The sequence below is a fragment of the Photobacterium carnosum genome (genome assembly GCF_002849605.1).
Classification (GTDB): domain Bacteria; phylum Pseudomonadota; class Gammaproteobacteria; order Enterobacterales; family Vibrionaceae; genus Photobacterium; species Photobacterium carnosum.
The window spans coordinates 30,526-56,378 of the sequence record NZ_NPIB01000022.1; the positions used below are offsets into that span (position 1 = coordinate 30,526).

Genomic DNA, 25,853 nt, shown 5'->3' on the forward strand with positions numbered 1-25,853 from the left:
AAAAGGAGCGCTTAGGCTCCTTATTGTACGCAAAACTGTAATTAAATGACGATATTATTTTGTTTGGTCATGAGTGTTAACGATTTCATAACAAGGCTCATATTTAGTGCCGGGTAGTTTCATTCGTTGTTGCTCTACAAAATTTTTCAATAGTTTATCCATCCGTTGCATCAGGACTTTATCACCATCGATCTTAAATCGGCCATATTGCTCAATTTCATGAATGCCTTCTTCTTTGACATTACCTGCCACGATACCAGAGAATGCTCGACGTAAATTAGCCGCCAGTTTTTCTTTCGGTTGATCCATGTGCAAATCTAAACTCGCCATCGCTTTATGTGTTGGCGCAAATGGCATCTGGAAATCTTTAGGGATCGTCAGAGACCAGTTAAAGCAATAAGCATCACCCGTGGCTAAGCGGTGTTCTTTTACGCGAGCCATTGATGCTTTCATTACTTGTGCCACCTCGGTGGGATCACCAATAATAATTTGATAATGCTGGGTCGCGGCTTCACCTAATGTGTCACGAATAAAGTCATCTAGGGTACGGAAATAGGCTTCACTTTCTTTAGGGCCGGTGAGGATCAATGGTAGCGGTTGTTCTGCGTTATCGGGATGCATCAAAATCCCTAAAATATAAAGCAGCTCTTCTGCTGTACCTGCGCCACCGGGGAAAATAATGATCCCATGGCCCACTCGCACAAAGGCTTCTAATCGTTTTTCTATGTCAGGTAAAATAACCAGCTCATTGACTATCGGGTTTGGTGGCTCTGCGGCAATAATGGATGGTTCAGTTAAGCCAATAAAGCGGCTGCCAGAGTAACGTTGTTTAGCATGACCAATGGCAGCACCTTTCATTGGTCCTTCCATAGCGCCAGGTCCACACCCTGTACAAACATTGAGTTCACGCAACCCTAATTCATTACCGACTTCACGGGTATATTGGTATTCAATTGGGTTAATTGAGTGGCCACCCCAACACACGATAATATTAGGATCTTCACCTGCATGTAGGGTGCGAGCATTACGTAACAGACTAAATACAAAATCGGTAATGTGCGGGGCGCTGGCTAGGTCAATGTCATTACGACGTGCGATGTGCATATCGACATAAATAATATCGCGTAATACTGAAAACATGTGTTCTTGAATGCCACGAATAATACGACCATCAACAAAAGCATGCTCAGGTGGATTCACCAGCTCGATTTTAATACCACGTTCACGACGTAATAAATTAATCGAAAAATCACGGTGTTTTTCAAGTAATTCTTTGGAATTATCCGTATGGCTGCCCGAGTTTAAAACTGCCAGTGAGCAGTTTCGATAGAGGCGGTATAAATCACTGGATGCGGTTGCTTTTAGGCTGTCGGCTTCTATTTGAGACAATAGGTTCATAGCGCCGATAGGGCTGATATGCGTTATCATAATAACCTCCCTGGTAATGATGAAACAGCATGTTCTTTTATTAATATAAGGCAGAAGCAAGGTGTGTTCACCACAGGACTGGTGCAAAAATCAAATAAAGAACAGTAAGATAATTTGTTTTTCTTTCATTACCATACACAGTGATTTTATCTTTGACCAGTAAATGATAGTAATAATATAAGAACCTAATATCGCGATAGACACGATTGTTGAGGCGGGTTAATTATTGATGAATAACAGTGTTACAACGTTGAATTTGGCTGTGACGCAGTGTGGTTTCAATCTGGTGGATGACATCTTTAGGCGTGTCATTATTATTGAAAAATGAAGTACAAATAGACGCTGACATCGAAATACTCTGACCTTTAAAATGCAATGGTAATTGAGTGATTGCGGTCTGAATATCGTTCATTAATTGCTGACATTGTTGCTGATCAATATCGGTCATTAATAATATAAAGGCGTCTTCATTAAAGCGAGCGATAAAATCGGTTGGATTTAACTGGTGGCTAATAGTTTGCGCGATAATTTTAAGTGCTTTGTCACCCGCATGGTGACCATAGTCATTATTTAACTGGGTAAAATTATCGATATCAATCAGTACTAAAAGTAATGGATTTTGATAGCGTAACCAGCGTTGATATTCGTGTTCAATACGATCATTAAACGCGCAGCGGTTATAGGTTAAGGTTAATTTATCTCGAAAAATATTTTGTTCTTGTTGGCTTAGTCGTTGACGATAACTATACGTTTGTTGTTGTAACTGCTGCACTTTATTATCGTTATGATTTAACTGCTCAATTAACGCTTGTTCCCGTTGCTCTAATTGGCTATTACGCTGTGCTAATTGTTGTAATTCATACGCAATATTTTTCCATGATGAAGTAACCGCCTCTGGTGTATTAAGTTGTTGATCAATATTAGAGACAATTGTTGATATACCAGTATTAAAATCACGTCGATGTTGATGTAAGACAGAAAAAGAACTGGCCGTTTTAGCGGTGTTTTTTTGTAATGAAGCTAAATCGCTATTAAGTATATTTAGAAATTGTTGTGATGCATAACGTTCATTGTGAGTACCAGAGACAATAAGACGTAAAACTTGGACTAATAAAGCCAATAGTGTTTGTTGATCAACACCTTCTGCTAATTGATTGCGAATAGAAAACAGTTGCTGACCTTGATCATTGGTAAAGTCTATTTCGGTGATAATTTGTTGTAATTCAGCAACCAATTCAACACTAAAGTTGGGCTGATTATCATTAGATAGTGTGGTTTTGTTATTGGTGGCGGTTAGTAATTTTATACTGCGCTCATACAGTTCAAGTAAGCGAACTATACGCTGATGATTATCTAATAACGTGGTTGGTTGTTGGCTAACAAGATGATCTAAATCTTGTTGTAATGACATGGGTAAATCTTGGTGTTGTCTCAGGGTATGACTGCGTTGATTAATTTGTTGCTGTAAGTGGTTATTTTGATGTTGGATCACATCAGCTTGTTGAGTAACTAGCCGTTCAACAATCGCTAGTCGAGGAATGAGTCGACTAATATCTAAGGGTTGTTCAAGATCATGGGTTATTGATTGTAATGTGCTATCAAGGTCATTATCGAGTCCACGACAGGCAATGGTTAATCGAGTGATTAGACGTTTTAATATTACAATTTCACGCCGCGATTTTAGATTAGAATCACGGTAAGAAAGTTGAGATCTGTCTAATTGTTGCTTGAGAATACTGACTTCGGCAACAATGGCACTGATATCTGTCATTGGTTATGCATCTGCATTAATATAATTAAAAGTCATTTAATTCATAATGTTACTTTGAACGTCGAAACATGCTACCAAAAATAGAACATAATAGTTAGTGAACTTTTACAAAGTTTTGGCGCATTTATATATTTAATTGATATCTTTATTAAGATTGTGATCGTAGTTCCAAATTATCTCATTGTTAGTCGAACTGTGTACTTTTACTAATCCTTTCTTTATTCCGTCAATACAAGAACGACGAATGTTATCGCTAACAAAACTGGCGGCAGGGGCGGCATCAATCGCGGATAAGTGAACCCAGTGGCTACCTGAATATTTATTATTGAGGCTGACGCCAGCATCAACAGTCATTAGTAAAATATCAATTAATTCGTGGTCATTAATCGCCGTATATGATCGTGGTAAAAAGGGATATTCAGCCATGCCTATTTGTAATGATTTTTCGATACCTAACGGTAAGGTATAATTATCAATTAGCTGCTGGATTGAGTCGGCAAGCTGCTTGGGATCACAGCTCAAACGTGCATTGGGTTCAATATATAAAAACATCGCATCGGAAAAATGATAAATACGCGCGGGTTCTAATACTTGTTGTTGTAAATAATCACCAAATTCCTTTTCAGCAGCAAGCCCTTGTTGGTAACCTTTTTCCAGATAAATATTTTTTAAAAACGAGACTTCAAATAAGGCAAAGCGTAACCGATCGCTTAACGGTTCATTAATAATTTCACCAAGGTGCCATTGTTCAAAGTTGGCACTGCTTTTTTGGAGAGAATTAGCTAAACGAGCATTAAGCATTCGTAGATTACGTAGTCCGCTACGTGGGTGAGTATAGTAATCTGTGGTTAATTTAGTGAGTTGTTGTTTTAATTGTTTATTAATGTGTTGGCGACGCCATAACAGTAAAAACATAATAACTAAGACAGCAATTAAGGATAAAGATATTTGTTGTTGTTTATATAGCGCGTTCTTATTAATGAATTGTTCACGCTCCATTTCTTCAAGTTTAAGTGAGCGTTCCATCATTTTTTGTTGTTGCTTAAATACTTCAGTATTACTTTGGGTAGCACTTTTTTGTTTGCCAGCATACAGTTGTTCATAACGGCGTTGGCTGAGTAAAGCGTTGTAGTAATCATTCTGTTTTTCAAACGCTTTTGATAATATTGACTCGCCCATTAATTGTAAATTTGTTGCACCAATACGGCTTGCTGAAATTAAACCAGCTTGTAATGAGGTAATTGCATCATCTAATTTACCTTTTTCTAGCTCTAACTTACCTTGTAGAATTTGGCTTTCTGCTACAATATTTTCATTGCCACTTTGCAGGGCAAGATTACGTGCCTGAACAATATATTGCTCTGTTTTAGGATAGTTATATAAATGTAAATAAACCCGTGCAATATTAAGCCGTAAACTTGCGGAACGAACATCATGTTTAAGCTGGTTTTCTTGGTCAAGCGCATTAAAGTAATGTACTAATGCAAGGTTATAGCGCCCTTGTTGTTCATAGATAGAGGCAATTAAGGTTAATGTTTTTGCTAATTGTTGAGTACGCTTATAGCGCTCAAAGTACTCTCCCGCTTGAGTTGCATGCTCTAATGCTTTATCAAATACATGGCGTTTTTCAAACAGTAGGGCTAATTCATAATTAGCACGCGCAATTTGTGGTTGATCTTCATTTTCAACAGCTAACCAATAACCACTTAATAAGCGGTCGAGTGCCATATCATAATGATGATGACGTAAATAATGTTGGCCTAAGGTGAGTTGATAGTTAATAGTTTCATCTTTATCGTCAAATGCGATTAAGTAACCTTTGGCTTTGATCAGGAGTTTTTCTGCTGCTTCATCTTTCCCAATACTTGATTCAATTAGGGCGCGTAGCATCAGTGATTGATATTTTAATTTTTGTAGTTGTTTAGTCAGCGTTATGGGCTGTGAATGTTTCATCTCAACGCTAAGAGCATTAAGCATTTTTAGGGCAGTTGCACTATTACTTAAGTTAACCCAGTAAAATTTAGCTAATAAAATACGACTTTCAAAGACACTGAACATGAAATCATTAACAAATGCGATTTTTTCTGCTTTTTTAATAACATTAATTGCTTGTTCTGGGTGTTGTAATAATGATAAAGCTTGAGCTTGGAGTTGTAGGGCATTAACGGTATTAAGTGGCGTTCGTATTGATTGATCGGCCTCACCATTAAGGTGGATGCGTGATGGATCTTGAGGTTGGCTTAAACGTCTTTGCTCTAGATAGTTTTGAGTAATAATGAGTGTTTGCTGTGGCTGATTAACTAATAAACTATATGCTTCAATAAGGGGCGGTGAGCTATAAAGTTTTGCTTGAAGATCAAATGAAGTTGTTAGTAATACTAACCCAGAAAGAAATAGGCCGCGAAAAGTCATATAGTCTCAAAACAGCAGAATAACACACAAGATAGTGTTGATTTTACTGTGTTAAGGCATCAAGTCCAGCAAAGTAAAGGTTTTTACCGGACTTAATGTTGAATTCGTCGTTAGGATCTAATTACTGACGTGCGAGACGGAAATTATCACTTGGGGTTTTACCCATATTAGTACGATATGGATTAATATCTAAACCGCCACGACGGGTATAACGCGCATAGACTGTCAGTAATTCAGGCTGACAAAAACGCATAATGTCGTTAAAAATACGCTCAACGCATTGTTCGTGGAATTCATTGTGATTACGGAATGACACGATATAACGCAGTAATTTTTCACGATCAATACGATTACCTTTATAAGCAATACGTACACTGCCCCAATCTGGCTGATTAGTGATCAAACAGTTTGATTTTAATAAATGGCTGTGAACAATCTCTTCTACAATATCGTTGTTATCAGCAGCACCCTCAAGATATTCAGGTTTAAATACATAATCTTTAATTTCAATATCTTGATCGTCAATGCACTCACCAAAGAAATTAACAATCGGCTGCTCGTTAAAATCAGTCAGAGGTTGAATGGTGACATCAACATCTTCACCTGCGCAGCGAGACAAATCGATTTGGAGGGTATCTGCAATATCTTGCCAGTTATCAAAACGAGTTTGATTAAAGCTGTTCAGGTATAATTTAAAAGATTTTGATTCAATAAGATTTGGGCTTGTCACGGGTAAGCGAACTTCACCAATGGCAACTTGTGGTAAGCCTTTATTATTGAGCCAAGATAATTCGTATAATGTCCAAATATCATAGCCAGTAAATGGCAGTGCATCATTACTGATATTAATATCGGTACGGTTTAAGCTTCTTGGTACAGGTTGCAGTAATGATGGATCATATTGATCTTTATACTCTGTTTTTTTGCCAAGGGTTAAACCTGCTAATTCTTTAGCGTCTTTATATTTACTCATACTGTCTATGACACTCTTGGATTAGAATAGATATCCGTCGAAACGGTTTAAACCTAAAGTTTACTTAATCTTTTATGAGGTTGCGAATGAATCATCCTGTTACCTGCGCTTTATCTGATTTTTCTGCTCGTTATTTACAAGCATGGTGTGATGCAGATCGCGGTTTCCCTGTAAGTGAGCATTTAGTTGGGCTTATTTCACCTTGTGTCGTTGTTGATGACGGTCAAAATGTGACTTGGAAACCGATTGACCGCCAGCCGATAATTAGCTTGGAAGGCGTCGAAAAAGGCATGGATTTATCACTTCATAGTGATATCAATGCTTTTTATGGATCGCAATATAGCGGTGATATGAGCGCTATGTTTGGTGATTTATCACTGGATTTATTACAAGCATTTAATGATGATGATATTGAACGTTTACAGCAAAATATTTTAGGGCATTTGGTGACTCAACGTCGAATGAAGCTGAAACCCACAGTATTTATTGCGGTTGTAGATGATGAATTACAAGTGATTTCTATTTGTAATATGACCGGCCAAGTGGTGTTAGAAACATTAGGTAAGGATATTCGTCAGCCATTAGCGGTTGATGTTGCTACGTTCTTACAACAATTAAAGCCATTAGTCGCCGAGGTATAACACGTGTTTGTTGTTGAGTTACAATTTGAATGTTTTGATAACACAACGTTATCGCAAGTAGATACTGCTATTAATAGCTTAATGGATACGTTGCGCTATAACGGTCAAGTACTTGGACGTGAATTTCCTGTCGTTATTGATGATGGTATCTTTCGGGTTCGTGTTGTGTGTCCCGAGAAAGAAAGCCTTCATTCTCGTTATAATAGCCCTCAAGTAAATCAATGTTATGAGCAATTAACGCGCGCGTGTTTGCTTACACCAAAAATAAAAATATTAGGGGTTGATCTTAATTCAGACTCAGTTGCTGAAAGCTTTTCACCTTCATGGCAAGTGCTTTACACCACTTATGTTCATAGTTGTTCACCGCTTCGTAGTGGCGATACATTATTGCCAATCCCGTTATATCAGACTGGGGCAACGACTGATGATGATTATAAAGCAATCATTAAGTGGCAGACAGAATGGCAAGCTTTTGATGAAATTCAAATGGCGATTAAGAGTCCAACTGCAGTAAGCATGGCATTGGCTGAAATTGGTGATGTAGACAGTGAATTGTTTGTTCGTGGGCGTGGATTATGTCGTCATATCGAAACTATAACTGAGGTACCAACTTATTATTATCAATACCGTGTTGGTGGTGAAAGTAAAGCCGCTGAATTAGCCCGTCGATGTCCAAGTTGTGGTGGCGAGTGGCGAGTGCCAGAAGCGCTGCACGGCTTGTTCCATTTTAAATGCGATCGTTGTCGAATTGTGTCCAATATGTCGTGGAACTTTCAGTGAAGACAAAAAGCACCTTAAAAACAAGGTGCTTTTTTATGATTAACGATCGGCTTCTAATCGTGCTAAACGCGTAGAAAGTGCAAGTACTTGTTGTTCAAGTTGTTCAATACGTTGGTCTGCGGTTAATACTCGTTGTTGTTTTTCTATGTGCGGTACTTTTGCATTTTTTTGCCATGCTTGTAGGGCTTTTATAATCACAGGAATAGGCAGTGATGTGGTAAGGCGAGCCTTAATCAGTGCTATTGATGGTTGCTTATTTTCAGCCACTAAGCTTGCTATCGCCTGTTCTATTTCTTGAGTGATGGTTGACATCATGGTTCCTTGGTAAACAAAGTGATTATTTTCGAAGTAAAGTATCTAGTTGATCAATCACTTCACACCAGTCAGCATCTTGCTGCTGTGCTTCATTAATAAATTGGTGTTGAGCAAAAGTAAAAAAAGGGGCTTCAGATAATTTTTGTTGTTGCTCTAATTGATGCGTTTGTAAGAAATACTCAATAGATTCTGTTGAGTTATCTAAACCTAATTGACTGAATAAATTAGCTAAATTGTGATTAAATGCTTCCATCTCGATTCCTTATTTAGCAATGTATTATCTGACTGTGAGTATAGTGGATCTCAGTATAAATAGTCACCTTAGACAAATTGCTAATGTTGTTGTAAGAGATCTCTCACATACGTGTAAGACATTAAGCTTTTTATTATAGGATATGACTATTAGATTAATATTAACTTATTGATTATTATTATTTTTTTATTTTTATCTTCCAGTGAGATGAAAAAATATATTACAGCATGTTTAAGCATCTATTGTGAATAATAATGAAAAGCGTAATCTTCATGGTGTCGGAAGGAACTGACACAACGGAACAGGAAAGCGCCACGGATACAGGCAGTCTCAGGATGAGATACTGGTAAGCTAGGATGGTTTATCGGACATGGAATGTGAAGGGAACACCGTAGGATGCGGTAAAAAAGGTAAGCAGGATGTTTACCTGTCAGGAAGACGAGGATCACTTCAGGGCGAAGTAAGGAACACCTCAAGGATTTGAGGCATAAAGGATCACTTCAGGACGAAGTAAGGAACACCTTAAGGATTGAGGCATAAAGGATCACTTTAGGATGAAGTAAAGGACACCTCCAGGAAGGAGATGAGAGTCAGAACAGGATGTAATGACGGGTTAGGATGACCATAGGAACAGCTTCAGGATGAAGCATAAAGGACAATGCTGACGGAACATAGCAGTCAAAGGATGGATGCAGGGAGCGACATAGTAGCGGGATTGCTGCACGTAAGACCTAAGGGCGCGACGAAAGTCGCGCCCTCTCTTTTTTGTGCTGTCTATAAAATAATCTATTTTATTACAGTAAGATTAAATTTGATTCTTTCTGAGTGACTTGTTTTTATTCGCACCTCGCACCTCGCACCTCGCACCTCGCACCTCGCACCTCGCACCTCGCACCTCGCACCTCGCACCTCGCACTTATTTATCTGTATAATAACAATATTTTACTTCATATGACTAAGTATGATAAATGATGAATGGCTTTTAACTACTCGTTGTGTGCGAGATCTCTTACAAACCTGTGGGAGATAAGCATGATGGTAATGTTCATATGATCATATTTTAAATGTAACACATTGTTTTTTAGTTGTTTGTTTTTGTTTTTAAGCTGTTTGATTATAAGAAAGTAAAAAAGATATTTTGAGCTATATAGGATTTATTAGGTAATTCACATATTATCAATGGTGTCGGAAGGAACCGACATAAGGGAACAGGAAAACGCCACGGATACAGGCAGTCTCAGGATGAGATACTGGTAAGCTAGGATGGTTTATCAGACATGGAATGTGAAGGGAACACCGTAGGATGCGGTAAAAAAGGTAAGCAGGATGTTTACCTGTCAGGAAGGCTAGGATAACTTCAGGACGAAGTAAGGAACACCTCTAGGATTGAGGCATAAAGGATCACTTCAGGATGAAGTAAGGAACACCTCTAGGATTTGAGGCATAAAGGATCACTTCAGGATGAAGTAAAGGACACCTCCAGGAAGGAGATGAGAGTCAGAACAGGATGTGATGACGGGTTAGGATGACCACAGGAACAGCTTCAGGATGAAGCATAAAGGACAATACTGACGGAACACAGTAGTCAAAGGATGGATGCAGGGAGCGACATAGTAGCGGGATTGCTGCACGTAAGACCTAAGGGCGCGACGAAAGTCGCGCCCTCTCTTTTTTGTGCTGTCTATAAAAGAATCTATTTTATTACAGCAAGATTAAATTTGATTCTTTCTGAGTGACTTGTTTTTATTCGCACCTCGCACCTCGCACCTCGCACCTCGCACCTCGCACCTCGCACCTCGCACTATATAATTATTCGTGATAGCGTTTTTCTATTGGTTTTGTAAGAGATCTCTTACTAAAGTGTAGGATTATTTCGGTATTTTTATCAGTTTATATTGTAATTAAAGATAAATATTATTATTTATCAGTGGCTTATTATTATTCATAATATATGAAAACTTGTTAATTATAATTAATAGATTATTTGTTATTGCGTCATTTTTTTAATGGGGTAATATGAATCTATCAGCTGGAGCTGACAAGGATTAAGGGATAGCCATGGAGTTGGCCGCTCAGGATGAGCAATAGATGGTGTGGATTATCATCTTGCTGGATGCATAGGATCCTCTAGGAGAGAGGGCAATAGATAAGATATCTATTTGTTAGGATAACAACTTTCTAGGATGAAATTGGAACTTACTTCAGAGTGAAGTTAGGAACATCAAGGACACCTCATTACAGAGAGAGAGTCAGTGTTGGATATGCTGATGGGTCAGGGATTACCGAAGAATGACTTCTAGGATGAAGTTAAGATTTATTTGGGGATTTAAGTATATCAAGGATTGATAGCAGGGAGCACGACAGTAGCTGGATTGCTGCAAAAGTAATATCTAAGGGCGTGACAATAATGATTGTCACGTCCTTTCTTTTTTAAAAAAGATAACGATTAATAATCACAGCCTTCTGGAATACGGTGCGGTGGTACATAAAAATAGCTCGCCCGTAAACGTTTCATTTCAATATAGCCTTGATAGACATCCATCCCATCAGCTGAAAACTCAAACACAAATACTGTTCGCCATCCCCACTCACCATGATGATCTTTGAGCTTTTGTTCACCGCGAGCAAAGCTGATCATTTGTAAGCCCATATTTTTGCAACGTTGCTCAATATAATACTGTGCTAATTCAGTTTGACGTCGTTGTTGCCAAAATAAAAAACCGATAATAGCAATAATTAAAATGCCGAACAGATTATCCATATAATAAACAGCTCCTTAGAGACAATAAATGCTATTAGTGATTTTTAGCATGTTGTTGTAGTTTTTGAATCGCATCGATCAGTGCTGGATCCGCCTGACCATGAAGTATTTGTAGCATGATGCCACGTAATAATGGCTGCATGACGAGATCAGTAAATAATTGGTTAAACAAGGTTTGATCTTGGGTTTCAGCTAAACGTAGTAAAAATAATGATGCAACATTGGTATCAGTAAAACCACACCAACAACGCCCAGCAATCGCGATAAGTACTTCTCGGTGACATAAGGAAGGTTGGTTTAAAATGGTGGTCAATGTTTGTTGTAATTGTTGAGAGGAACTCCCTGCGAGAGCACGAACTAAAGCTGAGATCAAAAATAAATCGGGTTGTTGCTGTTGGCATTCTAGCGTTAATCGTTCTGTTATTCGTTGGGTAAGAGGCGCTGGAATTGGACAATGCTCAAGACAACCTAACAACGCATACAGTGGTGTCATTGGTAGATGGTTTAATGCCTTACGTAAAGAGGTCGCATTGTTGTGTTGTGGCATACGGGCGCAGATATCAGCCAATCCTTGCAAACCAATATGTTGCCATTGCTGCCAATCTTGTTGACCTGATAAATAAGCTTGTGCATCAGCATAATATTGGCTAGGTGGTAATGATAATAATACCCGTAGTTGGGCGTTAAATATCGCCATTTTGTCATCATTGGGCTTAAACGTGTAAGGGTTATTGGCGAGCTTTTGTTGTTCTTCTTCTGTCGGGGTACTATTTAAACTAGCACCCATGGCTTCAATGACATACTTAATAAAATCACCGACAGCGGCTTGTTTTAACAGTCCTCGCTCATCAAGCGGTAAGCGTAAAAACCATACCCAAGGTGGTTGTTGATCCTGCCAAAATGAAATTGCAATATGAGCATGCTGTTGAAGTGGCCATGGATAAGGCTGACGATTTTCTTCAACTGCTTTAAATTGGTCGCTATCAATTTTATTTACTCGACGACCTAAATCAAAGATATTGTAACGACAACCTGCGTTATCAAGCAATTGGGTTAAAGTATGAAATGTTTCCATGGACATAATAAATAAAGCTCCTTCAATTTAGCGCGTTCAATATAAGTAATCGTATTAACTCAGCATACCTGTGAATAGGTAGCTAATCACCATAATATAGTTGGGGCTGTTGAGTCAAAATGCTATCCTGCGCCGTTTTTATTATCAACAAAGATGAGGGGTTATGATGGATAAGTATCATCAAAGTCAGCAATTACTCACCCAATTAGAAAACATATTACAACATCATCACTATTGGGAAACTATTACGCCTGAACCACAAGCGTTGGCGAGTACAGAACCATTTGCGATTGATACTTTAGATTGTCATCAATGGTTACAATGGATTTTTATTCCAAAATTACATTATTTAATAGTACAACGCTTACCGTTACCGACTCAGTTTGCTATTTCTCCTTATGTTGAAGAAGCAATGAAAAATCAGGAAGGGATAATAGATATTGTGGCGATTGTTCGTGAAATTGATCAACTGTTTAAATACTAAGTGAGTAGAATGGAACTGGAAATTTTATACCGAGATGATGCGTTAATTGCAGTTAATAAGCCTGCGGGTATGTTGGTTCACCGATCTTGGTTAGATCGCCATGAAACCGTGTTTGTAGTGCAAACATTGCGAGATCAAATTGGTCAGCATGTATTTCCATTACATCGTTTAGATAGACCAACATCAGGGGTGCTTTTATTTGGTTTATCCAGTGAAATAGCAGCAATGATGATGCCAGTATTTGCTGGGCGAGAAATGCATAAAACTTATCATGCGATTGTGAGAGGTTGGATCAAAGAAGCGGCAGTGTTGGATTACCCACTTAAAGTCATGTTGGATAAAATTGCCGACAAAAAAGCAACTGAAGATAAAGAGCCGCAAGAAGCTATAACTGCGTATACACCACTAGCAACAGTAGAAACTGATATTGCAGTGGGACGTTATGCGACCAGTCGTTATAGTTTGATCGAGTTGAAACCAGAAACAGGACGTAAACACCAATTACGTCGTCATATGCATCATTTAGATCATCATATGATTGGTGATGTTAACTATGGTGATGGTAAGCATAATCGTATGTTCCGTGAAAGCCTTGATTGTCATCGTTTGATGTTGCATGCGTCACGATTACAATTTAATCATCCGCTCACTGGTGCTGCAATTGATATTCGTGCTGAGGTTGATGATGTCTGGTTGCGTGTTATGACCATATTTAATTGGTCACCTTCATTACTGTTAAATGTGTAATATAAAATAGTGATCAATGGCGATGAATGGGCGATAGCGCAAACTTATTAGCTTAAATTCACTCCAGTACTTGCTTTTCTTTAGTGTAATTGCCAGATTGGTAATAGTCCCTTATTGAGGACGTCTGACAGCAAAGGAGAGCGGACAATGAATAAGTTAGGCATATTTGTAGGCTCTGTATATGGTGGAGCAGAAGAGTTAGCAGAAACATTAGCCGCTAAATTAACATCGGCGCAAGTTGAGATTTTTTTTGACTCAACGTTAGATGATTTTATGGCTTATGATGCTGATACCGTGTTAGTGATTTCTTCGACAACGGGGCAAGGTGAGATCCCCGAGAATCTATTGCCTCTGTACGTTGCATTGAAAGATCAATTCCCGTTATTGCCTAAGCAACATTACGGTGTAATAGCATTAGGTGATTCTAGCTATGGAGAAGATCGTTTTTGTGGTGCCGGACGTAAATTTGATGCACTACTCGCTGAGTTGCATTCTCAACCAGTGCAGCCTCGATTAGATATTGATGCTGGGGTGCATTTTGATCCGTTAGACGTTGCTGATTTATGGTTTTCTCAATTTGTTGCTAGTGCTCAGCAAGCTGCTGCATAGGATAATTACAGTTGTAACTATCATTAAAAAAGAACAACACCGTAGTTGAATACGGTGTTGTCTCAGTATTATTTAAGCATGCTTATTGATCATAAGAATCAGCGTTTCGCGTAATAACTGTTGCTGCTCTTTAGTTAAACGACCACCAATATCATTAACAATAATAAAAAAGTCTTCAGCACGCTCACCGATAGTGGTTATTTTTGCAGCTTGTAAACTGACATTAAGATCTGCAAATACCGCGCCTATCTTAGCTAATAAACCTGGCATATCTAGCGCAACTAGTTCCATCATGGTTTTACGTCCAGTTTTAGTTGATAAAAACTCAACCTTTGTTGGCACATTAAAATGGAGCAGTTTACGTGGCGCGCGACGAATTTTACGTTCAGATTTCATTACTGTTAGTGCTTTAGTTAGATTTCGAATGATCCCCATATGACGATTTTCATTAATCGCTTTGCCGTTAGGATCAAGCACCATAAATGTATCAAGCGTATAACCATCTTTACTGTTCATGATTTGGGCATCATGGATACTGAGATTTTTCTTATCTAACTCTGAAACTACAATCGCAAATAGCTTGGCTTTATCTTTGCTATAGATAAATACTTCCGTGCCACCCCGAGTGGCTTTTTTGCTGATTAATATGATTGGCTTATCGCCGGTGTGCTTTAATAATGCTTGAGCGTGCCATGCGAGTTGTTTATGAGTATGGCGTAAGAAGTAATCGGCTTTAAAGCGACGCCATAACACTTCAATATCTCGGGGCATAAAACCTTTACCGCGTAATATTGCCGATGCTAACTGTTGATTATGACGAATGCGATCGCGCATATCAGGTGTTTTTTCTAACCCTCGACGCAATGTCTTTTGGGTTGAGTAATAAAGTTCTGCTAATAGAGTTCGTTTCCAGCTATTCCACAAATCTTGGTTAGTGGCACAAATGTCAGCCACGGTTAAACACACCAAATAATCTAAATGTTCTTCATCACCCATTTGTTTCGCAAATTCTGCCACCACTTCAGGATCATAAATATCACGTCGTTGAGCCGTAACTGACATCAATAAATGTTTTTGTACTAACCATGACACCGTTTCTGCATCGGGGTGAGATAACCCATGTTTAATACAAAAATCATAAGCATCAACTGCGCCTAATTTAGAGTGATCCCCGCCGCGACCTTTTGCTATATCATGAAATATTGCGGCTAAGATTAAGATTTCTTTTTTGATTAAACGCGGATAAACCTCACAACAAATTGGATGCTGTGAATGCTGATTAGGATCATTGAATTTATGTAGATTTTTAATCACTCGAATACTGTGTTCATCAACGGTATACACATGAAATAAGTCAAATTGCATCTGACCCACGATGTGGCTCCATTGGGGTAAGTAGGCGGCAATAACCCCGTGACGATGCATTAATTGAAATGCCTTTTGAAGTGCATTAGGTTGACGCACTAATTCCATGAATTTTTCACGGGCTGCTGGGATCTCGATAAGAAAACGATTGAGACGACGTCTTGCCGTGCGTAATTGACGTAGGGTAGGCGCGGCAATACCTTCAATATCAGAATTTTGCGCAATATGAAGAAACATATCGAGAATGGTTTCTGGCCGTGCTTGGAATAAGGCCGGTTTGGTGGCTTCGATTAAATTGCCACGTAATTGAAAATCATCATTGAGTACAATGGGCGCAAGCCGAGAATCTGGTTTTATGATCGCCTCATCAAACAGCTGTAATAGCATTTTATTGAGTTCTGCTACGCGACGTAAAATGCGATAAAAAGCCTTCATCATCATTTCGACTGCTTGATTACCTTCACCATGATAATCGAGGTTTTCTGCGACAGATGTCTGGTGATCAAAGGTGAGCCGATTATCATAGCGACGCAATTCAATATGCAGTGCAAATCGAATTTGCCATAACGCATTTTGGCATTCAACCAGTTCGCGGTATTCAGCATCAGTTAAAAAACCGTGGTGACTCATTTCTAATAAGCTGGTGGCACCAAAATGACGCCGTGCGACCCAACTTAAGGTATGAATATCCCGTAACCCGCCGGGACTTGATTTTATATCGGGTTCAAGATTATAGGTAGTATCGTGATAGCGGGCATGGCGTACCCGTTGTTCTTCACATTTTGCTTGAAAGAATATTTCGCTTGGCCAAAACTGCGGTGAGTTAATCGCCACCGTTAATTGATGAAAGGTTTGCTGGTTACCACATAAAAAGCGTGATTCAGTTAAATTCGTCGCGACAGTAAGATCATCTTTACCAACTGCGATACATTCATCAACTGTTCGTACGCTTTGACCGACTTCTAAGCGTAAGTCCCATAATAACGTTATTAGCGCGCTGACATTAGCTGCGACAGCCTCTTCTAATGGGTGCTGACTTAAGATAAGTAGATCGACATCAGACAGCGGGTGTAATTCACCTCTGCCATAGCCGCCAACGGCAATTAAGGCTAAATCCGGTTGTTGTTCAAACCCATAAAAGCGCCATAGTCGAATCAATAATTGATCGATAAAGTGACTGCGTTCGGTCACTAAATCAATAATGGACTTTTGCTGTTTAAATTGTCGTTTTTGTTGTTCAGCAAAATGGGATAGGGCACTACGTAAGCTGTCGAGAGTAATGGCCTCGTCGAGGTAATCAGAAAGTTGAGTCGCTGAAATATCTGTCATGGCTGTCCGTGCGGTAAGGGTATCTTATATTTACTATAACCATTTCGAATCATGAACTGTATCGTTAGGTATAAAAAAACCGACACAGAAGGTCGGTTTTTTTGATTTCAGCCGCTGCAATAATGCAGATGACGAATTATACGTTATGCATTAGACGAGGCAGTGTTTCTTCTTTACGTAGTGTTAATATTTCACAGCCATCTTTAGTAACAAGTAGAGTATGTTCCCACTGTGCTGATTTTTTACCATCAACAGTATAGACAGTCCAACCATCTTGCTCGTCTGATTCACAGCTGAATTTACCTGCGTTAATCATTGGCTCGATAGTGAAACACATGCCTTCTTTCATTACAGTGCGATCACCATTTTTGTAGTGAACTACTTGAGGTTCTTCATGGAATTCGTTACCAATACCATGACCACAGTAATCTTTCACGATAGAAAAACGGCTGCTGCCTGCTTTGATGAATTTTTGAATGGCAGTGCCAAGATCGCCAATTTTCGCGCCAGGTTTTACTTTTTTGATTGCTAAATAAAGGCTTTCTTGAGCAACGCGACAAAGGCGTTTGTCTTCAAGAGATACTTCACCTACTTCAAACATTTTTGAAGTATCACCGTGGTAACCATCTTTAATCACTGTCACGTCAATATTAATGATGTCGCCATCTTTCAATATTGCTGGTTTGTTATATTTGCCGTTAGCTTCTACAACAATCTCATCTGCTGCTGCAGGGATACCGTGACAAACAACGTGGTTAATCGAAGTACACACAGATTTAGGAAAGCCGTGGTAGTTCAACGGCGCTGGAATCGCTTGTTGAACTTGTGTGATGTAGTCATGACAAAGTTGGTCTAGCGCTTCTGTCGTCACACCCGCCTTTACATGCGGTTCGATCATTTCTAATACGTCAGCAGCTAGTTGGCCAGCAATACGCATTTTTTCAATTTCTTCAGCCGTTTTGATCTTAATGCTCATAAAATCGTCTCAATCTGTATGTTTCTGTGTAGGACTATATTACCAGTCGCAAGGGGTTAAAGGAAAGATAAGATTAGTTCTCATATCCAATTTTGACTGGATTTTATTGGCTGTTCTATGATATAAAGCGCGCCGTAAACAGTGATTTTGTTTCTGTTATAAGCAATAATTTAACCACTCGTTGGTGAATTAATGTGTGTAATGGTGCAATTTGATTGGATTACACATACTTTTATTTATTATTCACACATATCGACACATCTGCCGGGGTGCTCAGTTATCTATACTAGATAACGATGGTTATACGCCATCATAGGGTCGGTTTTAAGATGGGATATGTGGACGCCTAACCCCATTAGAGGATTATTCAATGGCAACTGTATCAATGCGCGACATGCTTCAGGCTGGTGTACACTTTGGTCACCAAACTCGTTACTGGAACCCAAAAATGAAGCCATTCATTTTCGGCGCTCGTAACCGTGTACACATCATCAACCTAGAAAAAACTGTACCAATGTTCAATGCAGCACTAGCTGAAATTGAAAAAATTGCTGCACGTAAAGGTAAAGTTCTTTTCGTTGGTACTAAGCGCGCAGCTAGCGAATCAATCAAAGAAGCAGCAATCAGCTGTGATCAGTACTACGTAAACAACCGTTGGTTGGGTGGTATGTTGACTAACTGGAAAACTGTTCGTCAATCAATCAAGCGTCTTAAAGAACTTGAAGCTCAATCTATTGATGGTACTTTCGAGCAGCTAACCAAGAAAGAGGCGCTTATGCGTACTCGCGAAATGGAAAAGCTTGAGAAATCACTAGGTGGTATTAAGAACATGGGCGGCTTACCAGACGCAATGTTCGTAATCGGCGCTGATTGTGAGCACATTGCAATCAAAGAAGCTAATAACCTAGGTATTCCAGTATTTTCTGTTGTTGATACTAACTCTGATCCAGATGGCGTTGATTTCGTTATCCCAGGTAACGATGACGCAATCCGCGCGATTCAGCTTTATACTGGTGCTGTAGCTCAAACTGTTAAAGAAGCTCGTAACCAAGATATCGTTGTTCAAGCAGAAGAAGACGGTTTTGTAGCTGAAGCTTAATAGCCTGCTGCTTTACATAAGCATCTTAAGTTACCTTGCGTAAACTAAGAATGGTTACCAGGGGCCGATTTGGCCCCTGATTTTTACTTAACGAATTCAAATCTGAGGATTATCACATGGCAACAGTTACAGCTGCCCTAGTTAAAGAACTGCGTGAACGTACTGGCGCAGGCATGATGGATTGTAAGAAAGCACTAGTAGAAGCTAACGCTGATATTGAGCTAGCAATCGAAAACATGCGTAAGAGCGGTGCTGCTAAAGCTGCTAAAAAAGCAGGTAACGTAGCAGCTGAAGGTACTATCATCATTAAAGATGCTGACGGTAAAGCAGCTCTTGTTGAAGTAAACTGCCAGACTGACTTCGTTGCTAAAGACGGTAGCTTCCTTGCATTCGCTAACTCTGTTGCTGATGCAGCACTTGCTAGCCACGCTACAGTTGAAGAGCTTCAAGTACAGTTTGAAGAAGCACGTATTGAGCTAGTAGCTAAGATCGGTGAGAACATCTCTATCCGTCGCGTAGCATACATTGCTGGTGATAAAGTTTCTGCTTACACTCACGGTACTCGTATCGCAGTAGTTGTTGCTGGTAACGGCGACGCAGAAACACTTAAGCACATCGCAATGCATGTTGCAGCTTCTAACCCTGAATACGTTAACCCAACTGACGTACCAGCTGAAGTTGTAGCAAAAGAGCGTGCAGTTCAAGTTGAAATCGCTATGAACGAAGGCAAGCCTCAAGCTATCGCAGAAAAGATGGTTGAAGGTCGCATGAAGAAGTTTACTGGCGAAGTTTCTCTAACTGGCCAAGCTTTCATCATGGAACCAAAGAAAACTGTTGGCGATATTTTGAAAGAAACAGGCGCTACAATAACTAACTTCGTACGTCTAGAAGTTGGTCAAGGTATCGAGAAAGCTAAAGAAATGAGCTTTGCTGAAGAAGTAGCCGCTGTTCAAAAAGGTTAATCCTTTTTAATCAGAATATCAAAGACCGCAACCGACGTTGCGGTCTTTTTACAACTCCATATCTCAAAATCAGCCTGGAAGGTAAAAAACATGACCACAAACCCTAAACCAAGTTATCAACGTATTCTTCTTAAACTAAGTGGTGAAGCACTACAAGGTAAAGAAGGATTTGGTATTGACGCTCAAGTTCTTGACCGTATGGCTCAAGAGGTAAAAGAACTCGTTGAATTAGGTGTTCAAGTCGGCCTTGTTATCGGTGGTGGTAATTTATTCCGTGGTGCTGGTTTAGCTGAAGCAGGTATGAACCGAGTTGTGGGCGACCACATGGGTATGCTAGCAACGGTAATGAATGGCTTAGCAATGCGTGATGCGCTGCATCGTGCCTATGTGAACGCGCGAGTAATGTCTGCTATTCCTTTGAACGGCGTATGTGATAATTATAACTGGGCTGATGCGATTAGCCAGTTACGTCAAGGTCGTGTTGTTATTTTCGCTGCAGGTACAGGTAATCCGTTCTTCACAACAGATTCTGCTGCATGTCTTCGTGGTATCGAAATCGAAGCTGATGTAGTATTAAAAGCAACAAAAGTTGAAGGCGTGTTTACGGATGATCCAGTTAAAAATCCAGATGCAACGCTTTGTGAACAGCTGAGCTACCAAGATGTACTTGAAAAAGAACTTAAGGTAATGGATTTGGCTGCATTTACTCTTGCTCGTGACCACAACATGCCAATTCGTGTATTTAATATGAATAAGCCTGGCGCATTACGCCGTGTTGTAATGGGTGAGCAAGAAGGTACGCTGATCACTAACGCTTAAGCCTTGTAAATTTAATATGGCGCTGACGATCAGTGCGATGATGACAGCATAATTTAAGGTATTTATCGTGATTAACGAAATTAAACAAGACGCGCAAACGCGCATGGAAAAAAGTGTTGATGCACTAAAAGGTCAATTAGTAAAAATTCGTACTGGCCGTGCACATCCAAGCCTACTTGATACTATCTATGTTGAGTATTACGGCGCAAGTACACCGCTTAAGCAAGTTGCTAACGTGGTTGCTGAAGACTCACGTACATTAGCGATTACTGTATTCGATCGTGAATTATCAGCGAAAGTTGAAAAAGCAATCATGATGTCTGATTTGGGTCTTAACCCAATGTCAGCAGGTACTGTTATTCGAGTACCATTGCCACCGCTAACAGAAGAACGTCGTCGCGATCTTGTTAAGATTGTACGTGCTGAAGCTGAGCAAGGTCGAGTTGCTGTCCGTAATATTCGTCGTGATGCTAATGCTACAGTTAAATCTTTACTAAAAGATAAAGATATTTCTGAAGATGATGATCGTCGTGCACAAGATGAAATTCAAAAACTAACAGATGAAGCTATCAAGAACATTGAAGCGGTTCTTGAAGTTAAAGAAAAAGAGCTAATGGAAGTTTAAGACTCTAGTCTTAATTTAGCGAACAAAGTTAAGGCGCTGTGCGGCAGCACGGCGCTTTTTTTTTGAGGGATAAATATGGCACAACCTTTAATAGATGCTGTTCTTTCAGCCGATTGTCTTCCACAACACATTGCAGTGATCATGGATGGTAATGGCCGTTGGGCGAAAGCCAAAGGTAAAGCGCGAGTATTTGGCCATAAAGCAGGGGTAGATGCGGTTCGTAAGACTGTTTCTACTGCAAATCGACTCGGAATTAAAGTCGTTACATTATTTGCCTTTAGTAGTGAAAACTGGCGTCGCCCTGAGGACGAAGTTTCGGTACTAATGGAACTATTCATGACCGTTTTAGGTTGTGAAGTAAAACGACTACATAAAAATAATATTCGATTATGTATTATCGGAGACAAAAGTCGCTTCAGTGCTCGACTGCAGAAAAAAATTATTGCGGCAGAATTATTAACTGAAGGCAACACTGGGTTAGTGTTAAATGTGGCAGCTAACTATGGTGGTCAATGGGATATTCTTCAAGCAACCAAGCAAATGATGCAACGTGTTATTGATCAAAAACTTGATATTGACTCTCTGACTGAACAAGATTTAGCGCAGGGTTTAGTGACTCAAGGTTTACCAGATGTTGATTTATTAATTCGTACTAGTGGCGAGTGTCGCATTAGTAATTTTATGCTATGGCAAACGGCTTACGCTGAATTGTATTTCACTGAACAACATTGGCCTGATTTTGATGAACAAAGTTTGGCGAATGCTGTGGCATGGTTTGTAAATCGTGAGCGCCGCTTTGGTTGTACTGGCGAGCAGATACAAGCTTTGTTAAAATAAAAAACATTATTTTCGCCAATACGCAATGTTGTGTGTTGGCGTTATTGTTTAAGTAGCGGTTTTTTCCGATACTCAATATTATATTTCCTATATAAAAGAGGACGCAGTTTGCTCAAGCAACGAATTATTACCGCGTTAATCCTCGCGCCACTTGTCATCGCAGGAATCTTTTTTCTGCCGTTGCCTGCTTTTATTATTGCTATGGCTGCAATAACCTTAGTTGGTTTCTGGGAGTGGACGCAATTTGTTAACGCATCATCACGTATTAATGCGATGATTTTACCGACTATCATGCTGGGAGCAAGCATTGCGCTGTTACCCACAGATCCTGCGTCACTCTCTCATCCTGATGGAATCTATCGTACAATATTACTTCTTGGTGGTTTATGGTGGCTAGTGGCATCTGCATTAGCGATTAGTTATCCTAAAAGTGCTGATTTTTGGTCAAAGAAACCGTTTCTAAAACAAATTTTTGGTTTGCTCACATTATTGCCTTTTTTTTGGAGTATTTTAATGCTCCGCGCTGTGGGTTATGACAATAATCCTTACCATGGGGCCTGCTTAGTTTTACTTGTGTGCTTATTAGTTTGGGCTGCCGATACTGGCGCTTATTTCTCTGGCAAGCGCTTTGGTAAGCATAAGATGGCACCGGCAGTGAGTCCAAATAAAACCATTGAAGGGTTAGTCGGCGGAGCGTGTTTAGCTATTTTTGTTACTTGGCTTGGATCGCATTTATTATCGATTGAGTTTTCATCACTAGGCCAATTATTCTTTATTGCTATTATTACCGTGATCATTTCGGTTCTAGGCGATTTAGTTGAAAGTATGTTTAAGCGAGTTTCTGGTATCAAAGACAGTGGCAATATTTTACCAGGACATGGTGGGATTTTAGATCGTATTGATAGCTTAACAGCCGCAATCCCCGTGTTTGCATTACTCTATCTGTGGCTAATCTAATTAAGAGTAGCCATCTTTCTTAAAGGCAGCTATTTTGCTGCCTTTTTTGTAATTGTAAGTGATTTTATGCGTAAGTTAACGATTCTTGGTGCTACAGGTTCAATTGGGCATAGTACTTTAACAGTAGTCGCTCAAAACCCTAATTCATTTGAAGTCATCGCATTAGCAGCAGGCTCGAATGTCGACAAAATGTTTGATCTGTGTCAGCAATGGCACCCAAAATATGCAGCGATGGCATCTGTTACGGCTGCATCTCAACTTAATGACTTAGTACAGCAGGCAAATTTAGATATTATCGTCTTAGGCGGTGATGACGCTATTTGCCAAGTGGCAGCGCTGGATGAAGTTGATACGGTTATGGCTGCGATCGTTGGTGCGGCAGGTTTATTGCCAACCATGGCGGCGGTTAAAAAAGGTAAACGTATTTTATTAGCCAATAAAGAAGCATTGGTTATGACAGGGCAGATGTTTATTGATGCTTGTGAAAAATATGGTGCTGAATTATTACCCGTTGATAGCGAACATAATGCTATTTTTCAAGCATTACCTGCTGAAATTCAACGTCGTATGGGACGCTGTGATTTAGCGGCACATGGCGTTACTAAGGTATTATTAACCGGCTCAGGTGGTCCATTCCGTTATACTGATATTAATGCCTTAGATGCTGTAACACCTGCAATGGCGATTGCTCATCCGAATTGGTCTATGGGCCCTAAAATTTCAGTTGATTCAGCGACCATGATGAATAAAGGGTTGGAATACATTGAAGCGCGTTGGTTATTTAATGCCAGTCGTGAACAAATGCAGGTGATTATTCATCCGCAATCAATGATCCACTCAATGGTGCAATATAAAGACGGTTCAGTTATCGCACAAATGGGATTACCTGATATGTGCACGCCAATTGCATGTGCGATGGCATATCCACAACGGGTTGAATCTAGTGTTGCTCCACTTGATTTTAGTAAGATCGGTGAGTTTACTTTCATGGATCCTGATTTTGATCGTTATCCGTGTTTGAAATTGGCTATTGATGCTTGTTATAAAGGACAAGCAGCAACGACCACTTTAAATGCGGCCAATGAAATTGCTGTTGCGGCTTTTTTAGCTGAAAAAATTCTTTTTACTGATATTGCGAAAGTGAATAAGTTAGTGTTAGACGTCGCAGTATTAACTGAACCTAATGATATTGATGCCGTAATGGTGTTAGATAAGCAAGCCCGTGATCTTGCTTTAGACATTATTGCGAAGGAATTTGCATGATTGAATTTATCCGTAATTTAAGCGCTTTTTTAGTTGCTCTTGGTATTCTTATCGCCGTTCATGAGTTTGGCCATTTTTGGGTTGCTCGTCGTTGTGGTGTTTATGTTGAACGCTTCTCTATTGGTTTTGGTAAAGCCTTATTTAGTCGCGTTGGCAAAGATGGTACTGAATATACATTAGCGCTAATACCACTAGGTGGTTACGTTAAAATGCTTGATGAGCGGGTAGCTGAGGTTCCGCCTGAGAAACGTCATATGGCGTTTAATAATAAGAAAATTTGGCAACGCAGTGCTATTGTTGCGGCAGGACCAATGGCTAACTTTGTGTTTGCTGTTTTTGCTTATTGGGTAGTGTACTTAATCGGTGTGCCAGCATTAAGGCCAGTTATTGGTGAAGTTGCTCCCCAATCTATCGCGGCAAAAGCGGGAATTATTCCCGGAATGGAACTAAAATCAGTTTCTGGACTCGAAACATCTGATTGGGAATCTGCCAATATGGCATTGATATCTCAAATTGGGGATAAGCAAGTAGTAATAACGGCACAAGAGCCTGATAGTTCAATTGTGGTTTCCCGGACACTTGATTTAACCGATTGGTCTTTTGATCCTGAATCACAGCGTGTATTGACGACATTGGGTATTTCGCCATTTACACCGCCAATTACGCTAACTGTTTCACAACTTGTTGATAATAGTGCAGCAATTGATGCAGGATTTAAATTAAATGATAAGATTGTCACGGTTGATAATAAATCAGTAACGCAGTGGCAGCAATTTGTTGATGCTGTTCGTACTCATCCAGGAAAAACACTACAAGTTGAAGTTTTACGTGATGATGAACCAGTGATGTTATCATTGACCCCTCGTGTAAAAGTTGAAGCTGACGGTAAAGAAGTTGGCTATGTAGGATTGGCACCAAGTATTGAACCTTGGCCAGCATCGTACAAAGTTAATTTAAAGTTTGGTCCCATTGAAGCGGCGATCAAAGCGACTGAAAAAACCGGTCAATTAGTGTCATTAACGTTTGATATGGTCACTAAGCTCGTTACTGGTGATGTTGCAATGAAAAACCTTAGCGGACCGATATCTATCGCAAAAGGGGCTGGAATGACTGCCGAGTTTGGCTTGGTATATTTCCTTGGTTTCTTAGCGTTGATCAGTGTTAACTTAGGTATTGTAAATCTATTACCTTTACCTGTGCTTGATGGCGGACATTTAATGTTCTTTGCTATCGAGGCAGTAACTCGTCGTCCTGTATCTGAACGAATTCAGGATATTGGCTATAGAGTGGGATCAGCCATTTTGGTTGCGTTAATGGCGGTTGCGCTATTCAATGATTTTACCCGACTTTAATAAATGCGTATTTAGCAAGG

Annotated in this window: 23 protein-coding genes; 13 read left to right on the top strand and 10 right to left on the bottom strand. The window is 39.7% G+C overall.

Annotated features, from left to right (window positions below; translation table 11 throughout):
• Window positions 1–54 precede the first annotated feature (54 nt).
• From ppnN to queF, 4 genes are all read right to left on the bottom strand, one after another.
• A complete protein-coding gene (gene ppnN / locus CIK00_RS15740; RefSeq protein ID WP_101769617.1) occupies window positions 55–1,428 on the bottom strand; it encodes a nucleotide 5'-monophosphate nucleosidase PpnN in 1,374 nt (457 codons plus the stop codon).
• A 223-nt stretch (window positions 1,429–1,651) separates the two neighbouring features.
• Entirely contained in the window at window positions 1,652–3,199 is a 1,548-nt protein-coding gene (locus CIK00_RS15745; RefSeq protein WP_101769618.1) for a GGDEF domain-containing protein, read from the bottom strand.
• Between the two features lie 132 nt (window positions 3,200–3,331).
• Entirely contained in the window at window positions 3,332–5,611 is a 2,280-nt protein-coding gene (locus CIK00_RS15750; RefSeq protein WP_101769619.1) for a tetratricopeptide repeat protein, read from the bottom strand.
• A gap of 121 nt (window positions 5,612–5,732) precedes the next feature.
• Window positions 5,733–6,584, bottom strand: a complete 852-nt coding sequence (gene queF / locus CIK00_RS15755; RefSeq protein WP_101769620.1) for an NADPH-dependent 7-cyano-7-deazaguanine reductase QueF — start codon at window positions 6,582–6,584, stop codon at window positions 5,733–5,735.
• A gap of 86 nt (window positions 6,585–6,670) precedes the next feature.
• On the opposite strand from queF, the gene syd reads away from it, so the two are divergent.
• Both syd and CIK00_RS15765 read left to right on the top strand, forming a co-directional pair.
• On the top strand, window positions 6,671–7,225 hold the full coding sequence (gene syd, locus CIK00_RS15760) for a SecY-interacting protein (protein ID WP_101769621.1): 555 nt from the start codon (window positions 6,671–6,673) through the stop codon (window positions 7,223–7,225).
• A 3-nt stretch (window positions 7,226–7,228) separates the two neighbouring features.
• Window positions 7,229–8,005 (top strand): Zn-ribbon-containing protein, encoded by a 777-nt coding sequence (locus tag CIK00_RS15765; protein WP_101769622.1) that lies wholly within the window; start codon window positions 7,229–7,231, stop codon window positions 8,003–8,005.
• Window positions 8,006–8,044: 39 nt separating this feature from the next.
• On the opposite strand, the gene CIK00_RS15770 is transcribed toward CIK00_RS15765, so the two are convergent.
• The 4 genes from CIK00_RS15770 to CIK00_RS15795 form a co-directional block, all read right to left on the bottom strand.
• On the bottom strand, window positions 8,045–8,317 hold the full coding sequence (locus CIK00_RS15770) for a hypothetical protein (RefSeq protein ID WP_101769623.1): 273 nt from the start codon (window positions 8,315–8,317) through the stop codon (window positions 8,045–8,047).
• Between the two features lie 25 nt (window positions 8,318–8,342).
• Window positions 8,343–8,573 carry a DUF2789 family protein gene (locus CIK00_RS15775; protein ID WP_101769624.1) on the bottom strand — a complete coding sequence of 77 codons (231 nt, stop codon included), beginning with the start codon at window positions 8,571–8,573 and terminating at the stop codon, window positions 8,343–8,345.
• 2,446 nt (window positions 8,574–11,019) lie between these two features.
• Window positions 11,020–11,334 (bottom strand): DUF3301 domain-containing protein, encoded by a 315-nt coding sequence (locus CIK00_RS15790; protein WP_101769625.1) that lies wholly within the window; start codon window positions 11,332–11,334, stop codon window positions 11,020–11,022.
• 34 nt (window positions 11,335–11,368) lie between these two features.
• Complete coding sequence (locus tag CIK00_RS15795) at window positions 11,369–12,409, bottom strand: DUF3549 family protein (protein ID WP_373322850.1); 1,041 nt, start codon at window positions 12,407–12,409, stop codon at window positions 11,369–11,371.
• Window positions 12,410–12,575: 166 nt separating this feature from the next.
• Here CIK00_RS15795 and CIK00_RS15800 point away from each other — a divergent pair, with 166 nt between their 5' ends.
• From CIK00_RS15800 to CIK00_RS15810, 3 genes are all read left to right on the top strand, one after another.
• Complete coding sequence (locus tag CIK00_RS15800; RefSeq protein WP_101769662.1) at window positions 12,576–12,893, top strand: YqcC family protein; 318 nt, start codon at window positions 12,576–12,578, stop codon at window positions 12,891–12,893.
• A 9-nt stretch (window positions 12,894–12,902) separates the two neighbouring features.
• On the top strand, window positions 12,903–13,640 hold the full coding sequence (truC, locus tag CIK00_RS15805; RefSeq protein ID WP_101769627.1) for a tRNA pseudouridine(65) synthase TruC: 738 nt from the start codon (window positions 12,903–12,905) through the stop codon (window positions 13,638–13,640).
• Between the two features lie 147 nt (window positions 13,641–13,787).
• A complete protein-coding gene (locus CIK00_RS15810) occupies window positions 13,788–14,249 on the top strand; it encodes a flavodoxin (protein WP_101769628.1) in 462 nt (153 codons plus the stop codon).
• A gap of 72 nt (window positions 14,250–14,321) precedes the next feature.
• Here the strand turns inward: CIK00_RS15810 and glnD are convergent, their stop codons facing one another.
• On the bottom strand, window positions 14,322–16,943 hold the full coding sequence (gene glnD, locus CIK00_RS15815) for a bifunctional uridylyltransferase/uridylyl-removing protein GlnD (RefSeq protein WP_101769629.1): 2,622 nt from the start codon (window positions 16,941–16,943) through the stop codon (window positions 14,322–14,324).
• A 136-nt stretch (window positions 16,944–17,079) separates the two neighbouring features.
• Entirely contained in the window at window positions 17,080–17,919 is an 840-nt protein-coding gene (gene map, locus CIK00_RS15820; RefSeq protein ID WP_101769630.1) for a type I methionyl aminopeptidase, read from the bottom strand.
• Between the two features lie 370 nt (window positions 17,920–18,289).
• Here map and rpsB point away from each other — a divergent pair, with 370 nt between their 5' ends.
• The 8 genes from rpsB (at window position 18,290) to rseP (ending at window position 25,833) form a co-directional block, all read left to right on the top strand.
• Window positions 18,290–19,018 carry a 30S ribosomal protein S2 gene (gene rpsB, locus CIK00_RS15825; RefSeq protein ID WP_101769631.1) on the top strand — a complete coding sequence of 243 codons (729 nt, stop codon included), beginning with the start codon at window positions 18,290–18,292 and terminating at the stop codon, window positions 19,016–19,018.
• A 116-nt stretch (window positions 19,019–19,134) separates the two neighbouring features.
• Entirely contained in the window at window positions 19,135–19,980 is an 846-nt protein-coding gene (gene tsf / locus CIK00_RS15830; protein WP_101769632.1) for a translation elongation factor Ts, read from the top strand.
• Window positions 19,981–20,070: 90 nt separating this feature from the next.
• The gene (gene pyrH / locus CIK00_RS15835; RefSeq protein ID WP_101769633.1) at window positions 20,071–20,799 is read left to right on the top strand and encodes a UMP kinase; all 729 of its coding nucleotides are present in this window, start codon (window positions 20,071–20,073) and stop codon (window positions 20,797–20,799) included.
• A gap of 67 nt (window positions 20,800–20,866) precedes the next feature.
• Complete coding sequence (gene frr, locus CIK00_RS15840; RefSeq protein WP_036793412.1) at window positions 20,867–21,424, top strand: ribosome recycling factor; 558 nt, start codon at window positions 20,867–20,869, stop codon at window positions 21,422–21,424.
• Window positions 21,425–21,499: 75 nt separating this feature from the next.
• Window positions 21,500–22,261, top strand: a complete 762-nt coding sequence (locus CIK00_RS15845; protein ID WP_101769634.1) for an isoprenyl transferase — start codon at window positions 21,500–21,502, stop codon at window positions 22,259–22,261.
• Between the two features lie 108 nt (window positions 22,262–22,369).
• Entirely contained in the window at window positions 22,370–23,218 is an 849-nt protein-coding gene (locus tag CIK00_RS15850; RefSeq protein WP_101769635.1) for a phosphatidate cytidylyltransferase, read from the top strand.
• Between the two features lie 66 nt (window positions 23,219–23,284).
• Window positions 23,285–24,481 (top strand): 1-deoxy-D-xylulose-5-phosphate reductoisomerase, encoded by a 1,197-nt coding sequence (ispC, locus tag CIK00_RS15855; RefSeq protein WP_101769636.1) that lies wholly within the window; start codon window positions 23,285–23,287, stop codon window positions 24,479–24,481.
• The gene (gene rseP, locus CIK00_RS15860; RefSeq protein ID WP_101769637.1) at window positions 24,478–25,833 is read left to right on the top strand and encodes a sigma E protease regulator RseP; all 1,356 of its coding nucleotides are present in this window, start codon (window positions 24,478–24,480) and stop codon (window positions 25,831–25,833) included. Before ispC ends, rseP begins: the two co-directional genes overlap by 4 nt.
• The last annotated feature ends 20 nt before the right edge of the window (window positions 25,834–25,853 follow it).

What these genes read in the sequence shown, in the direction of transcription:
- ispC (WP_101769636.1), top strand. Translation starts at nt 23,285, where the DNA reads ATGCGTAAGTTAACGATTCTTGGTGCTACAGGTTCAATTGGGCATAGT.
- CIK00_RS15770 (WP_101769623.1), bottom strand. Translation starts at nt 8,317, where the DNA reads ATGTCAACCATCACTCAAGAAATAGAACAGGCGATAGCAAGCTTAGTG.
- CIK00_RS15800 (WP_101769662.1), top strand. Translation starts at nt 12,576, where the DNA reads ATGGATAAGTATCATCAAAGTCAGCAATTACTCACCCAATTAGAAAAC.
- glnD (WP_101769629.1), bottom strand. Translation starts at nt 16,943, where the DNA reads ATGACAGATATTTCAGCGACTCAACTTTCTGATTACCTCGACGAGGCC.
- CIK00_RS15775 (WP_101769624.1), bottom strand. Translation starts at nt 8,573, where the DNA reads ATGGAAGCATTTAATCACAATTTAGCTAATTTATTCAGTCAATTAGGT.
- rseP (WP_101769637.1), top strand. Translation starts at nt 24,478, where the DNA reads ATGATTGAATTTATCCGTAATTTAAGCGCTTTTTTAGTTGCTCTTGGT.
- tsf (WP_101769632.1), top strand. Translation starts at nt 19,135, where the DNA reads ATGGCAACAGTTACAGCTGCCCTAGTTAAAGAACTGCGTGAACGTACT.
- queF (WP_101769620.1), bottom strand. Translation starts at nt 6,584, where the DNA reads ATGAGTAAATATAAAGACGCTAAAGAATTAGCAGGTTTAACCCTTGGC.
- map (WP_101769630.1), bottom strand. Translation starts at nt 17,919, where the DNA reads ATGAGCATTAAGATCAAAACGGCTGAAGAAATTGAAAAAATGCGTATT.
- truC (WP_101769627.1), top strand. Translation starts at nt 12,903, where the DNA reads ATGGAACTGGAAATTTTATACCGAGATGATGCGTTAATTGCAGTTAAT.
- ppnN (WP_101769617.1), bottom strand. Translation starts at nt 1,428, where the DNA reads ATGATAACGCATATCAGCCCTATCGGCGCTATGAACCTATTGTCTCAA.
- CIK00_RS15845 (WP_101769634.1), top strand. Translation starts at nt 21,500, where the DNA reads ATGGCACAACCTTTAATAGATGCTGTTCTTTCAGCCGATTGTCTTCCA.
- CIK00_RS15750 (WP_101769619.1), bottom strand. Translation starts at nt 5,611, where the DNA reads ATGACTTTTCGCGGCCTATTTCTTTCTGGGTTAGTATTACTAACAACT.
- syd (WP_101769621.1), top strand. Translation starts at nt 6,671, where the DNA reads ATGAATCATCCTGTTACCTGCGCTTTATCTGATTTTTCTGCTCGTTAT.
- CIK00_RS15810 (WP_101769628.1), top strand. Translation starts at nt 13,788, where the DNA reads ATGAATAAGTTAGGCATATTTGTAGGCTCTGTATATGGTGGAGCAGAA.
- CIK00_RS15745 (WP_101769618.1), bottom strand. Translation starts at nt 3,199, where the DNA reads ATGACAGATATCAGTGCCATTGTTGCCGAAGTCAGTATTCTCAAGCAA.
- CIK00_RS15795 (WP_373322850.1), bottom strand. Translation starts at nt 12,409, where the DNA reads ATGGAAACATTTCATACTTTAACCCAATTGCTTGATAACGCAGGTTGT.
- rpsB (WP_101769631.1), top strand. Translation starts at nt 18,290, where the DNA reads ATGGCAACTGTATCAATGCGCGACATGCTTCAGGCTGGTGTACACTTT.
- CIK00_RS15790 (WP_101769625.1), bottom strand. Translation starts at nt 11,334, where the DNA reads ATGGATAATCTGTTCGGCATTTTAATTATTGCTATTATCGGTTTTTTA.
- pyrH (WP_101769633.1), top strand. Translation starts at nt 20,071, where the DNA reads ATGACCACAAACCCTAAACCAAGTTATCAACGTATTCTTCTTAAACTA.